Raw genomic sequence first — 15,578 nt, forward strand, 5'->3', positions numbered from 1 at the left:
TTCCACCTGTCAGTCGCCGGTGCCGGTCCCGGCCGCGGGCGGCTGGAAGCGCTTCGGCTCGATGGGCAGGTTGATCTGCACCTCTTCGTAGCGCCGCACGGTGCCGTTGCTCACGGCCGCGGAGATCACGGTGAGCGGCAGCTTCACCCCGCCGAAATCGCGGTAGTCATCGAACCAAGTCTCATCCGAAAACTTCCCAAAAGCGCTCTGGTTCGCTCCGCGGCGCACCACGAGCAATCCGCTCTGCTGGTCGAAGAAGCAGGTCGCCGTTTTGTTGTCAGCGGTAGTGAGTTCGACGGCCCAGGTCTGGTGTCCGCGGATCTCTTCCGCGCCCTTGAGGTTGGCGGCGGTGAACTGCGGCAGCGCATCGATCTGCAACACGCTGACGATGCGCGCCCGGATGTTGGCGATCTCATCGGGATTCATTTCATGCGTCTCTTTGGCCGTGATCACCCAACCGCGGCGTCCGTCGTAGATGTTCGACTGCGTGCCTTGCGGGCTGGTGATGTCCACGCGTAGCTGCTCGCCGGCGATGTAGATCACCTGCTCGACGGTGCGCGGACCCTGCGCGCTCCCGTTGTAGAAGGTGACAGTGCCCTTGTAATAGCGCGAGCGCACGCTCGCCGCGTTGGCCACGCCGATGGCCGCCCGATACTTCGCGATGACCAGTTGCGCGTCCGGTGTAGCCGGCGGTGCAGCAGGTCTCTCGGTGCTTGCGGCCAGGAACTCTTTCAACCAGCCGGCTTGCGCGATGGTGGGAGTGCGTGCCGGCTTGGTCGAGCCGTTGTGGCACGTCATGCAGGTGACGCGGTTTTGCTGCTCCGAAAAATTCTGCGCGTTGATGGCCTGCACCATCTTCATCATCTCGCGGGCGCGTGCCTTAGCCGGTTTTTCATCTTTGGCAAACGGATTGACGTGGCAGTGCTCGCAGCCCACGCCGAGCGACCCGGCGATAAACGCCATCGTCGACCACCACTCTTTGGCAGGGACGTCCTTCAGCACCTGGACGTTCTTGAACTCCTGCGCCGCGGTGGGTTCCTTGGAATCGGCTGGTTTTTGTGGCGGCTGCGCAGTCTGGGCGAAGGCCACAGAAGCGACAAGAACAATGTATAAGACCTTGTGCTTCATAGAGGCTCCTGAACAACGCGGACAGTATAAGGCTGCGGGATACAATCCTCACTCGATGTCACCACTCAACGCCTTCGCTCTCATTCGACGTGCAGCCCGCCGTGGTGATCCCTACGCGCAGTTTGAGCTCGGGGTTGCACATGACTATGGCACAACAGGGCGCCGTAATGTCAAAGAAGCAGCCTATTGGTACAGGAACGCAGCCCGAAGCGGGCACCTCCCGGCGCGCAATAATCTGGCATTGCTTCAAGTCCAGGGCTGGCTACCTAGCCACAACAGTTCCGACATTGTTCGGTTCTTCCGCCGAATGGCAACGCACGACGATGTCGATTCACAGAATAATCTGGCCCTGTGCTATAGCAACGGGGTAGGCGTCCAGAAGAATTATCGGGCAGCACTGAGATGGTATCGCAAGGCAGCACGAGCGGGATCGCCCTGGGCCCAATTCAATCTCGCCGGAGCGTATTTTGAAGGGAAGGGCGTAAGAAGAGACTTGAAGGCGGCCGCCCGATGGTACCAAGCTGCGGCGCAGCAGCGCGATGAACTCGCGCTGCTGAAGCTGGGCAGCATGTATGAAAAGGGGCAAGGAGTTCAGCAGGACTACAAGCGAGCCTTCACGTTGTACTTATGTGCATATCGGCGCGGGTCGTCGCGAGCGGCGGTTCATCTAGCTTCACTTTATCGACGAGGCTGGGGTGTCCGTCGCGACTATTTCATTGCCTTCGAGTTGTACCTGCGGTACGTGGAAGAGCCGGACGCTTCGGATGCGCCGAAAAACATCTCGTATGCGACCTCGGCGTTTTATTGGCTAGGTAGGCAGTCAGCAGATGGGCTTGGCATTTCGAGGGACATTAACGCTGCGAGACGGTGGCTCCGTAAGGGAGCCATTCTAGGCGACTCCGCCTGTAGGGAGGCCCTCCGGAATCTGACTTACAAGCTCTCCAAGACTTCTCGAGCAACGCGATAGCCCGTCATCATGGCGCCGTTGACGGTGCCGTTGTGGCCTTCGAAGTTGGCGGCCTCGCCGGCGAAGAACAGAGTGTCGTCGAGGGGCGCGGCCAGTTCGCGCTCCGCGCCCTCGCCGCCGGCAGCCACGTAGCTGTATCCGCCACGGGAGAAAGGATCGCTCTGCCAGTCGTGGGTGTGAGCTTCGACGAACAGCGCGTCGAGTCGCGCGCGGTCATAGTCGAGGATGTGGGCGAGGGAATCGAGGGCGCGGGCGATGACCGCGTCTTTGCTGAGCCCGGAGTTGGCTTCGCCGCGCGGGCCGGCGGACCAAGCGGTCAGGACTGAAGTGCGCGCCGGAAGCTGCGACCACCAGGTCGGGAACCACTTTTCTTCAGAGACGAGGAAGCCCAGCTCGGCGAGCGGTTTGCCGGTCGAGTCTTTTACCTGCTCCCAGAACCGCTCGCGGAAGCGCAGCGTCACGCGGATGACCGCGCCCATCTCCAGGCAGCCGAGCGCGCGTTGTTTTGCCGCGAGCGGCGGCTCGAACCGGACGGCGCCAGTCATGCCTTCACACTTCAAGACTCCGAGCGGCAGCGTGATGACGGCCTGCTTCGCACGCAGCGTCTGCGGCTTGCCATCGACGACCGCGTCGACCTCGACTTTGCCCCGCGACGTTTCTCCGACCTTCCAGCGGACCGTCTTGACGATGGCCTTCAAGCGCACGCGGCAGTTTTCCGGATCGAGCTGCGCGCGGAGATAGTCGACGAGCACGGAGTATCCGTTAAGCACGCGGAACTGCATATCGCCGCCGATGGCTTCGGTCGCTTCTTCGCCCTCGATCAGTCCCCAGACGCCGATGCGCTCAGGATGCGCGGCGTGGAATCCCTGGACGTACTGCAGCGCCCAGCGTTTAGCGTCGGAATCCTGGGGACAGCACTCCTCGATGAACTCCTTAAAGCTGCGATCGCGCTCACCCCGTTTCATTTTGCCCAGGATGGCGTCCACCTCTTGGTAGAACGCGTGGTCTTGCTCGAGACGTTCGTTGCGCTTGCGCCACATCTCGCCGCCGACGAGCGCGATCTGCATCCGCGCCGGCTTGGCGAGAGCGAATATCTCTGGCGGTTTGCTGTGGACGAACTCGGCGCCCAGTTCCACTGGTTCCGTCGACCGAGAGCCGCCGTCTTGCGGCAGCGCCATTTGCGGCACCGACCAGATGCGTCCGCCGATGCGGTCGCGCGCCTCGAGAAGTTCGACGCGCAATCCGGCGCGCGCGAGTTCCGCGGCAGCGCACAGGCCGGCGACCCCGGCGCCGATGACGATGACGTCGCGGTCTACGTCTCTAAGCCCTGCGTTTTCAGAAGGTTCAGTCATCAGTCCATTGCTGTGAGGAGACAGCCCGAAGGCCATTCTCCAACCCTAAGAGGATACGCCGATGCGGGGTGTTGGCTGCGGTGAGCAACCCATCTGCCAAAGCAACATAATCTATAATCCGGCTTGCTTACGGAACCCCTCCTGACGCGTCTATCCATCGTGTAAGTCGAGCCTGCAGTTGGGATTAGCCAACCGGTTCGAAGAACGAGACTGAGTCAGGAGAAGCATGCCGGCCGAAGCCTTGGTTTTGACGGCGGTTGGCGCTCGCGGTCCCAAATCTCTCCCCGCAAAGGCGGGGCGCATGGTCAGCCAGGCCCTGAATCGCACCGACGACAGCCTGTTGATCCGTGAGGCGCAACGCGGAGACCGCGCGGCGTTCGAGGAACTCGTGCGTCAGTACGACCGTGCCGTGCTGCGGCTCGCGCTCCACCTTACCGGGTCGGAGCAGGACGCGCAGGACATCTACCAGGAAGCCTTTCTCAAGGCTTATCGCAACCTGGGGAGCTTCCGCTTCGAGTGCTCGTTCTACACCTGGATCTATCGCATCGTCACCAATCTTTGCCTGGACCACATCCGGAAACGCCAGGTGCGCAAAGAAGACGCGCCGGTGGTGACGACTTCCGAGGGCGAAGAGTACAGCATCATCGATCAGGTATCAGACGCGCGCGCGCACGCCAACCCCGAGCATGACCTGATGCGGCGCGAGCTGGGAGCGAAGATCTCCCTGGCGCTCGGCAAGCTCACAGCGCGCGAGCGGATGGTCTTCGAGTTGAAGCATTACCAGGGTTTGAAACTACGCACCATCGGCGAGATGTTGAACACCACCGAAGAAACCGCCAAGAACACGTTGTTCCGGGCGACGCAGAAGCTGCGAGCTTCACTCGCGCTCATGAGGTAAGGGACTATGAACTGCGATTGGATCAAAGAGAACGCGGCCCTGTATATCTACGAAGAGCTGCCCGACGATCAGCGTCACGAGTTCGAGCAGCACGTGGAGCGCTGCGCCGAGTGCAAGCGCGAAGTGGCGGGGGTCCGCGACTTCAAGATGACGATGTCGGCAGTGTCGCCGGCGGAGCCTTCGCCGAACCTGCTGGCAGCTTCGCGGATGAGGCTGCAGGAAACGCTCGAGACCAGCACGCAGTCGCATGGCTGGTCGCGCTTCGCCTTCGACTTTGCCGGCTGGCTGCAGCAGGTGAAGCTCTCGCCGGCGCTCACCGTCGCGCTACTCGTGTTTGGATTTGCCGCCGGCACGATGACGGCTTACAGCTATCTGCGCGGCCCGAGGCCGCTCGGTACCGCGGGCGGGAATGTCACGGCGCCCGCGGAGGCGGCGATTGCGTCCATCCGCGGCATCACCCAGGAGCCAGACTCGAACAAGGTACAGATCAAGTACGACCAGCTGGTGCCGGCGCAGAGGGAGGGGTCGCTCGACGATCCCGCCATCCAGCAGTTGCTGCTGTTTGCCGCGCGCAACAACACCAACTCGGGCGTGCGCATGGATTCCATGGACTTGCTGGTGCAGAAGCCGGAAGATTCCAAGGTACGCGAGGCGCTGATCTACGCGCTGCGTTACGACAAGAACGTGGGCGTGCGGCTGAAGGCGCTGGAAGCGCTGCGTCCGTATGTGAAGGATGACGTGCGCGTGCGCGACGCCATGCTGGAAGCGCTGATGGGCGATCCGAATCCGGGTGTTCGCGCGCAAGCGCTGGGTGTGGTGAAGAACGTGCGCCAGGACGCGAGCGTTCGCGCCGTGCTGATGCAGCTTGCCGACAAGGATTCCAACGTGTTCATCAAGAACGAGTCCAAGCGCCTGCTCGCGCAGACGCCGGAGATGGATTAACCACGCGGAGACGAAGTAACCAGGAGAGAAAGGTCTCAAGGGTATCGACACGGTGAAACGTCTGATCCACATCGGAGTCATGCTGGTGCTGGCAAGCGCGCTGAGCGCCGGCTGCGTCCTCGCGGACGTAGACATCGGCGGCATGGGCGATTCCCCGGCCGGCAGCTCATCGACCGTCTATCGTGAGGGCAACACATGGGTGCAGGAGACCAAGGGCACGCTGGGCGCCGCCAAGGTCATCAAGGTCTCGACCGACGCAGGTTCGGTACGCGTCACCGGCTCGGACCGCGGCGACATCGCCTACACCTTGCGCAAGAAGGTGTACAGCGGCTCGGAAGAGACGGCGCGCAAGCGCTTCGAACAGTTCAAGATCAGCGCCTGGGTGACGGGTGAAACGGCGACTTTCCGCGGCACTTGCGAGTCGCAGAATGGCCGCACCTCGGTGGACTTCGACATCGAAGTGCCGCGCGGCGCCACGCTGGTGTACGTGCGCACCGATGGCGGCGGCGTAGCCGTGAGCAACATCGCAGGCCGTGCCGATCTGCAGACCGACGGCGGCTCCATCGCGATGGACAAGATCGGCAGCGCCATCGCCGCGGAGACTTCCGGCGGCTCCATCGATGTTGGCGTGGCGGGCGCCGAGGTGAACGTGAATACCTCGGGTGGTTCGATCACCATCCGCAGCGCCAACGGCATGGTGCATGCCGACACTTCCGGTGGCTCGATCGAGGTGGGCGTGATCAAGGCGCCGGCGGTGCTGAACACCGCGGGCGGGTCGATCCGCGCGCAACAGATCGGCGGGAACCTGGATGCCGAGACGGCGGGCGGCAACATCGACGTCGGCGACGTTGCGGGCACGGCCAAGCTTTCGACCGCCGGCGGCTCCATCCGCCTGGGCTCCGCTTTGGGCCGCGTGGACGCCGACACCGCCGGCGGCTCCATCCGGCTGACGCAGCTGCGCGCGGGCGCGCGCGCACAAACGGCGGCGGGCTCGATCTACGTGGAGTTCGTCGGCGCGCGCAGCGCATTCACCGACTCACTCTTCGAGACCACCGCGGGTGACATTGTGGTCACGCTGCCGTCTAACCTGGGAGTGCACGTTCGCGCCGGCATCGAGATGGCTACCGGACACAGGATACGCAGCGATTTTCCCGAGCTGAAGATCACCAGCGAGGGCGGCGATTACGGACCGAAAGAGATCTTCGCCGAGGGCGTGATCAACGGTGGCGGCCCGATGTTGAAGGCGCAGACCACCATCGGCAACATCGAGTTCAGAAAAGGGAAGTAGGAGACATTCATGCGGAGTCTGCAAAAGAGAGTCGCAGTATTCGCGATGCTGCTGGCCGCCACGGCGGCGTGGGCAGGGAGCGAAGGTTCGCACACTTCGTACCTGGGTGTGGACGTCGAAGATATCTCGAGCAATCGGGTGCAGGCGCTCAAGCTCAAGTCGGAGAGCGGCGTGGAGATCACCATGGTCGACAGCGACGCGCCCGCGGGCAAGGCCGGCCTGAAGGAGCACGACGTCATCCTGCTATTCAACGGCGCCAGGGTGGACAGCACCGAGCAGCTGCGCCGGCTTATCCGCGAGACGCCGCCGGGCCGCAACGTCGCGCTCGGCATCAGCCGCGATGGCAATCCGCAGACGGTGAACGTGACGCTGGCGGCGCGCAAGGACATGTACAAGGTGGTTACGCCGCGGGTCGCGATAGCTCCGATGGCGCCCATGCCGCCGATGCCGCGCATCCAGATCGATATTCCCGAGGTCTACGCGCTGCAGGCCCCGGGCCGCGTCGGCCTGGTGGTGGAATCGCTTACCCCGCAACTGGGTGAGTACTTCGGGGTGAAGAATGGTGAAGGGCTGCTGGTGCGGTCCGTGGAGAAGGGCTCGCCGGCCGAGGCTGCCGGGTTCAAGGCCGGCGACGTGATCGTGAAAGTGGACCAGCAGCGCGTCTCTGACCGCAGCGACTGGCGCAGCGCGCTGCGCAACAAGACTGGCAAAGTGCCGGTCGGTGTGGTGCGCGAGCGGCGCCAGCAGATGCTCACCCTCACGCTGCCCGACCGCAAGCAATCTTCGAATGGCAGGGTGCGAGTCATCCCCGGAAACTACGACTACGACTTTGACTTTGACTTCGATATCGAGGAACTGGCCGGCCTCGCGCCCCAAGTCATCGATCTTGCGATGATGAAGGCGCAGGTGGAGCTGGAGAAGAATCGCACGCACATCAAAACGTCCGTTTCCAAAGCGAAGCAGCAGATGAAGCAAGACATGCTGCGGCAAAAGGAAGAGCTAAAGCGCGAGCAGAAGGAAATGAAAGAGCAGCAGAAAGAGATGTTGAAGGAGAAGATCGTCGAGGACGACGACAGCGAATAACCGTTCGCTGGCTAACGTGGAAGGCCGGCACTCTGCCGGCCTTTTAGTTTTTGGCTTCGAATCAACCAGGCGCGAGACATCGAGGGGCGAGATATCGCGCCGAGATATGTGTTGCACTCCCGCGATCTGGAAGTATCATGTGCGTGCCCCCCCGCGCAACTCCCATGGGCATACAACTTTCTGCGCTCGTGTGTAGCCAGGACCAGCGCACCCTCAAAGTGCTGCAAGTCTTGCTTGCGGACATGCACATCGAGACGGAATTGTGCGGCGACCGTGATGCGGCCACCCGCCATCTGGTGACGCGCCGATTCGACGGCGTATTCGTCGACGCAGCCATCGAGTCCGCGGCGGAGTTGTTGCTGGACGTCAAAGAGGCCCCCGGTGGCCAGCGGGCGGTATGTTTCGCCATCCTCGAAGGTAAGACCAGCGTGAAGGAAGCGTTTTCCTTCGGCGCGGGCTTCATCCTGTATAAGCCACTCTCGCTGGAGAAGACCAAGAACAGCTTGCGGGCCGCGCACGGCCTGATGATGCGCGAGCGGCGGCGCCAGTTCCGCCACCACCTCGAAGACGTGCACGCGCGCGTCAGCTTTGGCGGCGCTGCGGAGACGACCTGCGAGATCCTGGACCTGAGTGAAGGGGGCATGGCGGTACACCTGCGCGAATACACAGAGCGGCGCGGCAAGCTGTCGGCCCAATTCACGCTGCCGGGGCAGTCCGAGCCTATCAAGGCGGAGGCCGAGATCACGTGGGCGGACGACCACGGACGTCTCGGGGTCCACTTCACCTCCATGCCTTCGCCCTCGCACGCGGCACTGGAGAGCTGGCTGGCAGAGCGTGGGCGCGCTGTCGCCGCCGATCCGCATGGGTCGATCAAGTCGCGTTCCAAGCGCCGCGGTGGAGGCGGACGCCTTGCGGCCGGGGAGGCGATCTCGGCTGCCAACACGGCAACGCCGCCCTCCGCTGCGGTCGAGGCTTCTCCCCTTGCTCCGGGAGCGGGCCCGCGCGCGCGGCAGACGGTCCGCGCCGGCATCGAGATCGGCATCAAGATGTTCATGATCCGCGGCGGTGAGCCATTCATGGTCGAGGCGGTCTGCGAAGACATCACCCCTGACGGCCTGGGCGCAAAAGTGAATGGCGAACTCTGCCCGGGCGAGCCGGTGTTGCTCCACTTGAACTTGCCGTCGCTTGAAGCCATGAAGATCCACGCCGATGTGCGCCACCGGCGCCGCAATCGCGTGGGTCTCGAGTTCGTAGGACTCAGCCGCGACCAGCGCAACCAACTGGCTGACGTCTGCGAGCTGCTGCCGGCAGCAGAGTGACGCGGCCACGGCCGGCGCCATATCGCGTCATGAGCAACACCAGGGCCGGTACAATCGTCTACGTAAGCAAGGCCATTCGTCCCTAACTGTCCTGCACAGGGCAGACTCAGACCGGAGGAAATAATATGAAGCGCACCATGTTGCTGTTCGTCACCATCGTGCTGTTCGCGCTGGCGGCCGCCAAGCCTTCAACTGCCAAATCCAGCACGCTTACCGGCTGCATCAGTGGCCCCAACGCCGAGAATGCGTACCTGCTGACTAACGGGATATACAAGAAGGGTGTGGAAGTCGGCATGCCGGGTTCCAACGAACTCTCGAAGCACGTAGGGAACAAAGTGAAACTCACCGGCACCTGGGTAAAAACCGGTGGGGAGATCGGCGAAAAGGAAGACGCAGCGGCAGAAAAGGCAGAGAAGAAAGGGAAGAGCGAGAAAGCAGAGAAGCACTTCAAGGTCGCGAAGATCGACCACCTAGCCGACACCTGCACCATGGGGGGAGCAGGGAAGACTGGCGGCACCATACAGAAGAAGTCCGGTCCGGCTCCGAAATAGGAGACGCAAGACAGCCAGGGCGCGGCCATTGGTCGCGCCCTTTACATTGGCTCATCTGCAGGCTTACCCGTTCCAGACCTTGAACAGCAGACATCCGTTGGTGCCGCCAAAGCCGAAGGAGTTGGAGAGCGCGTACTCGAGCTTCGCTTTGCGCGCGTGGTTGGGAACGTAATCCAGATCGCACTCCGGGTCGGAGTTATCGAGATTGATGGTGGGCGGCAGCATCTGGTCGCGCAGCGCAAGCACGGTGATGCCCGCCTCCAAGCCGCCGGCGCCGCCGAGCAAGTGCCCGGTCATGGACTTCGTGGAACTCACGGCCAGCTTGTAAGCGTGCTCGCCGAACGCGGACTTCACCGCCTGCGACTCCTGCTTATCGCCCAGCGGCGTGGAAGTTCCGTGCGCGTTGACGTATCCCACGACGGTGGGCGGCACGCCCGCATCCTTCAGCGTGGCCTTCATCACGCGCACCGCGCCTTCGCCACCCTCGGCGGGCTGGGTGATGTGGTAGGCGTCGGCGCTCATGCCATAGCCCACGATCTCGGCGAGGATCTTCGCGCCGCGCGCCTTGGCGTGCTCGAGCTCTTCCATGATGAGGATGCCCGCGCCCTCGCCGACGACGAAGCCATCGCGCCCGGTATCCCAGGGCCGCGAAGCCTTTTCCGGCTCGTCATTGCGGGTGGAGAGCGCGCGCATGGCGGCGAATCCCCCAATGCCCATGGGAGTGATGGCGGCCTCGGTGCCGCCGGCGATCATCACGTCGGCAGCATCGCGCTGGATGATCTTCATCGCGTCGCCGATGGAGTGCGCGCTGGTGGTGCAGGCGGTAGCGGTGGCTTCGTTCGGTCCCTTCGCGCCCCAGCGGATGCTCACGTGTCCCGCCGCCAGGTTCACGATGGCCGCGGGAATGAAGAATGGGGAGATGCGGCGCGGACCACCCTCGAGCAGGTTGCGATGCTCGCGCTCGATGACGTCGAAGCCGCCGATGCCGGAGCCGATATGAACGCCCACGCGCTCGGCGTTCTGCGGCGTGACCTGGAGGCCGGAAGCCTTCATCGCTTCATCGGTGGCGGCGAGCGCCAGATGGATGAAGCGTCCCATCTTCTTGATCTCTTTTTTCTCGATGAACTGGAGAGGATCGAAGTCGCGCACTTCGGCGGCGATCCGGCACGCGAAAGCGGAAGCGTCGAACTGCGTGATGGTCCGCACGCCGCTCTTGCCGGCGAGCAGGTTCTTCCACGCCATTTCTGCGCTGTTGCCCACAGCGCAGATCATCCCCAGGCCGGTGACTACAACACGTCGCGCCAAAAGCTTATTTCCCCTTGGCGTGCTTGTCGATGTAATCGACCGCGTCTTTCACCGTGCGGATCTTCTCCGCGTCTTCATCGGGGATCTCGATGTCGAAGGCTTCTTCGAACGCCATCACTAGCTCGACGGTGTCGAGCGAATCCGCGCCCAAGTCGTCTACGAACGACGCGGTCGATGTGACCTCGCCTTCGTCCACGCCGAGCTGCTCCACGATGATCTGCTTTACCTTCTCTTCAACGGCTGCCATGGGATTCTTGATTCTCCTCGCGTGTGGCGTTGAACCGCGTGTTCGATCGACTACGGCGTGGTCGGAGCCCGATATAGAGTCTGGACCCGGGAACATCGAACGCCCGGGCATCTCCCCTCAGCGAGGTCCGCCGGGCGCGACGGAACCCCTCATGCTAAATGCAGAAAGCGGAAACGGTCAAACCAGGGGAACTGCTCCTCATCCCTCCGTGGGCGGCACCAGGGCGGGCTCGATGAACAGGACGCTGACGAGGCCACCGATCGCCAGGGCACCGAGGGCGGCGCCGAATCCGACCTCGTTCTTAGCGGCAGCCATGCCCGCCTCGATCAGCATGGTGCCGATGATCGCCAGCCCCACGTAACGGCTGGGCGCAGCCAGGCGCCGGTTCTGCGCGGCGAGCGCGCCGCGGTTCAACATCCAGGTGAAGATGAGCACGAAGCAGAATGACCACCTGGCCGCCACCAGCAGCGCCAGCAGAAGGAAGACGATCCGGCTCACGGCGCCGAAATAGTCACGCGTCAGCGCGCCCCAATAGACGACCCAGGGCGCGAGCACCAGGAGGTTGGCGAGCTGGTGCGCCACCCACCAGGTCTGTGGCGCGCGCCAGTCCCGAGCGCCGGTCGCGCGAGCGATTGTTTCTGGCGGCGCGAGCTCGCGCGCCAGCCGACGCTCCCAGAACGTCACAACTACAGTCGGGACCGGAAGGAATAGAGCGAAGAGGAAGGAATCGGTCAGCGGGATGGAAGCCAGGCTGGCGATCAGCCCGGCAAGAATGTTGACGGCAGCCACGACGGGGAAAAAGCGCACGAACCCAGGCGCCGTCTCGCGCGGTGTTCGCAAGAAGCCGATGGCGGTAGAGGCGCATACGAAGAACCCGGCGACGGCGAGCGCCGTCACGACGTCTATAGTCCAGCGGCCTTGCTGTATACGCGAGGCGGGGTTGGCGGGGTCCAAGATATCGGGCATTATCCGCGAGACCGCTACGCCGAGGACGGCATAGCAGGCGGCGAAAACGGCCTGGATCGCGGCCAGCGTCAACGCCTTGCCCCGCTGTCCGGCTGCCGGCGCTGCTGGCACCTCGGCCACGTCGCTGCCCGGCATCTCGCGCGCCAGCTTCAATTGGTGGAAGGGCAAGTAAGCGAACAGGAAGACGAGGAGATAGAGCGGACGGGGCGTGCTCTTACCCAATGCGAGCCAGCCCGCCCACAACATGATCGCCGCGTAGTCGAGCGCGACGAAGAGCGGGAAGTAGCGGCGGAGGGTACGCATGGCTTCCGGCTTCCCCTGCCACGCGTCGCCGCTCCACGCCGCGGCGAAGATGGCGCCGCCATAGGCGACGAGCACGAGCGCAACCGCCGCCATCCTGCCGGCGAGCGGCCAGCCGCCGATCTGCACCGTTAGCGCCTCGATCGATTTGGAGCCGAGTGCGAAATTCACCACGGGGGAGGCGAGCAGCAGCAGGTACACCCACTGGATCCCGGCTACGTGCTTGGCCGGAGCCAGCGGGCCCGGCGTGAATACGGCGGCCTCCGGGAAGGCGCTGCGCACCATTGCCGGCTCGAAGACGAGGACGGTCAGCAGTCCGGCGAGGCACATCGCGGTGACGATGGCGGCGAGGCCGGTGTGCTGCACATAGATGTTCCCCGCCATCCCCATCAGCATCAGCAGTGCCATCGCGTTCGCCAGCATGAGCCAGGGCGCGGTGCGGCGGACCTGCTGCGCCAGCGCCTCCGGGTTCCAGAGCGCAAAGTTAAGGTGCAACAGGCGGAGCGTGCCAGCCAGTGTCAGGGCCGCAGTCACGCCGAAGAAAAGCGTGAGACCCATCGGTTCCGGCGTCCAGTCTTTCATCAGCCACGCAAACCACACCAGAACCGGACAGTACAGCGCGAACACGATCGAGTGGATGCGCCACCAGCGTAGCGCTGCCGCCTGCGACATCGCAGGTTGCGCCACCGTCGTCGACGGCGTGACGACCCGCGCTTCTCCCGAGTCCCGCTTCAGGTTCTTCAGGTCCACCAACAGCTCGCGTGTGGATTGATAACGCTCGTCGCGCGACTTGCGCATGCACTTGCGCACGATGCGCTCCAACTCCTGCGGATGCAGCGCGTTCGTGGCGGTGAGCGGTGGCGGCTCCTGCGCCATCACGTTGGCGATGGTCGAGGCCGGCGTCTCGCCGGCGAAGGGATGCGTGCCGCTGGCCAGCTCGTAGAGCAACACGCCGAAGGAAAAGACGTCCGAACGGAAATCGGTGGGCTTGCCCTCGAGCTGTTCGGGCGACATGTAACCCACCGTCCCCATCACCGTGCCGGCCTGCGTCAACCCAAACGACTGCGTGGTCGAGCCACCGCCGAAGACTCCGGAGTCGAAGCGGGCGAGTCCGAAGTCGAGCACTTTCACTTCGCCGGAGCTGCCCAGCATCACGTTCTCCGGCTTCAGGTCGCGGTGCACGATGCCCTTCGCGTGCGCCGCTTCCAGCGCGGATGCGACCTGGGTAGCGATCTTGAGCAGCTGGCTGAGCGGCACGCCGTGGGTAGTCACCAGCGTGCGTAGCGTCCGGCCCTCCACGTACTCGAAGATGATGAAGACGTCGTCGCCACGCTCTTCGAGCTCGTAGACGGCCGCGACCGAGGGATGACTGAGGGCCGCAGCGGCGCGCGCCTCGGTCAAGAAACGCTTCCGCCGTTCCGGGTCGCGAGCAAACTCCGGCGACAGGGTCTTGAGCGCGACCTGGCGTCCCAGGCGGACATCTTCGGCGAGGTAGACCACGCCCATGCCACCCTCGCCTAGTTTCGCGAGGATGCGGTAGTCACCGAGAAGCGCGCCGATCACGGGCCCTGAAGCTGCCATAGGCGGCGGATGTTAGCAGCGTTCACGCCGCAAGCGGAAGATTTTTGGAGGTTCTCGCCGCGCGGACGCGATCGCCTAGGCGACCCGCGGCAGGAAGAGCGCGGCGCTGTGGATGATGGCGCGCTGCTCGCGGCTGAGGGAGAGGAACTCGAAGCCGTAGCTGTATCCTTCGCGGGTGCGGACCACCGCCTGCACCCGCACAGGCCGTAACAGCGGAGCGCCTTCGAAGACGACCGTCACCGCCTCGCCGATCGGCAAGTCAGCCACCATGATCCCGCCCAACCCGCTTTCGCTCAGCTCGCTGGAATGGCCGAGACGCGGTCTACTCTCGCCGATGCGATAGAGTTCCACCTTCAAGTCCACGCTGAAGCGACGGCGTAGCCGGCTTCGTAGGGCAGGTTGCGCGGCTGCACGATGGTGTACGGCGCTCCGTCAACGCGTGCTAGGCTTTGACTGTCGGAGACGAAAAATGCGAGCCGTCATACAGCGCGTTTCCCGGGCGAGAGTGACCGTAGGGGGTGAAACCACGGGCGAGATCGGCCGTGGCTTGCTCGTGTTGCTTGGCGTGGCCAAGACCGACACCGACACCGCGGCCGATCATCTGGCGGAGAAGATCGCCGGATTGCGCGTGTTCCCTGATGTAGATAAGGATGACGCCGAAGGCAAGATGAACCTCGATGTCGCGCAGGCCGGCGGCGCGGTGCTGGTCGTCTCGCAGTTCACCCTCTACGGCGACGTGCGCAAGGGAAAGCGTCCGTCATTCGACGACGCCGCGCGGCCCGAAGAAGCTCGCCGTCTCTACGAGCATTTCGTTGCGAAGCTGCGCGAACTCGGCGGCCTTGGTCTCAAGGTCGAGACCGGACGTTTCCAGGAGATGATGCAGGTCGAGCTGGTCAACGACGGGCCGGTAACGATCCTGCTGGACTCGGAGAAGGCGTTCTAGGAGCCGGTGCGGTCCCGCGCCAGCACCGCGTCGGCAACGCGCACCGCTTCCACCGTCTCCTTGACGTCGTGGACGCGGACGATGTGTGCGCCCTTCAGGATGGTGACCACCGCCGCCGCCACCGAGGCATGCAAGCGTTCGCCGGGCGGCGCGTCCTCTTTCACATCCATGCCGGTTGTGGCCCCGGCGATGAGGCGGCCGAGGAACGATTTGCGTGAGGTGCCCGCGGCCAGCGGATATCCCAGCGCGTGCAACTCGTCGAAGCGCGCGAGCAGCGGATAGTTCTCCTCATAGCGCTTGCCGAATCCGAAGCCGGGATCGAGGACGATCCTTTCTTTCGCTATGCCGGCGCGCGCCGCCTGCAGCGTGATCTGCTCCAGTCCGCGCTGCACCTCGCCAAACGGGTCGGCGAGCGCAGGCAGCGACTTCCATTCGTCGGGACGCCCGCGGGCATGCATCAGCAGCGCGCCGCAATCCAGTCCCGCCAGCGTCGCTGCCATGGTCGCATCCCACGTCAGCCCGCTGACGTCGTTCACTATCGCCGCCCCGGCCCCGACCGCGACGCGCGCGACCTCGCTCTTATAGGTATCCACCGAGAGCAGCGCCGACGGCCGCTCGCGCTTCACGCCCTCGATGACCGGGATGATGCGTGCCAGCTCTTCCTCCGCGCTGACCGCAGCTGCGGCGGTGCCGGCGTGCGCGCCCGGG

The 15,578-nt window shown here is 64.0% G+C and carries 14 protein-coding genes; 7 read left to right on the forward strand and 7 right to left on the reverse strand.

Annotated features, from left to right (window positions below; all coding sequences use genetic code 11):
- Positions 1–9 precede the first annotated feature (9 nt).
- Both M3P27_10100 and M3P27_10105 read right to left on the reverse strand, forming a co-directional pair.
- Positions 10–1,128, reverse strand: a complete 1,119-nt coding sequence (locus M3P27_10100; GenBank protein ID MDP9268656.1) for a c-type cytochrome — start codon at positions 1,126–1,128, stop codon at positions 10–12.
- Between the two features lie 930 nt (positions 1,129–2,058).
- Entirely contained in the window at positions 2,059–3,447 is a 1,389-nt protein-coding gene (locus M3P27_10105) for an FAD-dependent oxidoreductase (GenBank protein ID MDP9268657.1), read from the reverse strand.
- A 301-nt stretch (positions 3,448–3,748) separates the two neighbouring features.
- On the opposite strand from M3P27_10105, the gene M3P27_10110 reads away from it, so the two are divergent.
- The 6 genes from M3P27_10110 (at position 3,749) to M3P27_10135 (ending at position 9,528) form a co-directional block, all read left to right on the forward strand.
- A complete protein-coding gene (locus M3P27_10110) occupies positions 3,749–4,345 on the forward strand; it encodes a sigma-70 family RNA polymerase sigma factor (protein ID MDP9268658.1) in 597 nt (198 codons plus the stop codon).
- A 6-nt stretch (positions 4,346–4,351) separates the two neighbouring features.
- On the forward strand, positions 4,352–5,287 hold the full coding sequence (locus M3P27_10115) for a HEAT repeat domain-containing protein (GenBank protein MDP9268659.1): 936 nt from the start codon (positions 4,352–4,354) through the stop codon (positions 5,285–5,287).
- Positions 5,288–5,339: 52 nt separating this feature from the next.
- Positions 5,340–6,575, forward strand: coding sequence for a hypothetical protein (locus M3P27_10120; GenBank protein MDP9268660.1), 1,236 nt, complete (start codon positions 5,340–5,342; stop codon positions 6,573–6,575).
- A gap of 9 nt (positions 6,576–6,584) precedes the next feature.
- A complete protein-coding gene (locus tag M3P27_10125) occupies positions 6,585–7,658 on the forward strand; it encodes a PDZ domain-containing protein (protein ID MDP9268661.1) in 1,074 nt (357 codons plus the stop codon).
- A 164-nt stretch (positions 7,659–7,822) separates the two neighbouring features.
- Positions 7,823–8,977, forward strand: coding sequence for a PilZ domain-containing protein (locus M3P27_10130; protein ID MDP9268662.1), 1,155 nt, complete (start codon positions 7,823–7,825; stop codon positions 8,975–8,977).
- Positions 8,978–9,102: 125 nt separating this feature from the next.
- Positions 9,103–9,528, forward strand: a complete 426-nt coding sequence (locus M3P27_10135; protein MDP9268663.1) for a hypothetical protein — start codon at positions 9,103–9,105, stop codon at positions 9,526–9,528.
- A gap of 63 nt (positions 9,529–9,591) precedes the next feature.
- On the opposite strand, the gene fabF is transcribed toward M3P27_10135, so the two are convergent.
- The 4 genes from fabF to M3P27_10155 form a co-directional block, all read right to left on the reverse strand.
- The gene (gene fabF / locus M3P27_10140) at positions 9,592–10,800 is read right to left on the reverse strand and encodes a beta-ketoacyl-ACP synthase II (GenBank protein MDP9268664.1); all 1,209 of its coding nucleotides are present in this window, start codon (positions 10,798–10,800) and stop codon (positions 9,592–9,594) included.
- Between the two features lie 37 nt (positions 10,801–10,837).
- On the reverse strand, positions 10,838–11,080 hold the full coding sequence (gene acpP / locus M3P27_10145; GenBank protein ID MDP9268665.1) for an acyl carrier protein: 243 nt from the start codon (positions 11,078–11,080) through the stop codon (positions 10,838–10,840).
- A 198-nt stretch (positions 11,081–11,278) separates the two neighbouring features.
- Positions 11,279–13,927: a serine/threonine protein kinase gene (locus tag M3P27_10150; protein MDP9268666.1), complete on the reverse strand. Its 2,649-nt coding sequence runs from the start codon at positions 13,925–13,927 to the stop codon at positions 11,279–11,281.
- A 75-nt stretch (positions 13,928–14,002) separates the two neighbouring features.
- Positions 14,003–14,290, reverse strand: a complete 288-nt coding sequence (locus M3P27_10155) for a PilZ domain-containing protein (protein ID MDP9268667.1) — start codon at positions 14,288–14,290, stop codon at positions 14,003–14,005.
- Between the two features lie 106 nt (positions 14,291–14,396).
- Between M3P27_10155 and dtd the strand changes: the two genes are divergently transcribed.
- Positions 14,397–14,870: a D-aminoacyl-tRNA deacylase gene (gene dtd, locus M3P27_10160; GenBank protein ID MDP9268668.1), complete on the forward strand. Its 474-nt coding sequence runs from the start codon at positions 14,397–14,399 to the stop codon at positions 14,868–14,870.
- Here the strand turns inward: dtd and folP are convergent.
- On the reverse strand, positions 14,867–15,578 hold a 712-nt coding region (gene folP, locus M3P27_10165), incomplete at its 5' end, for a dihydropteroate synthase (GenBank protein ID MDP9268669.1). The two genes, dtd and folP, sit on opposite strands and share 4 nt — an antisense overlap.

It is taken from the genome of Acidobacteriota bacterium (assembly GCA_030774055.1).
GTDB lineage: Bacteria > Acidobacteriota > Terriglobia > Terriglobales > Acidobacteriaceae > JACPNR01.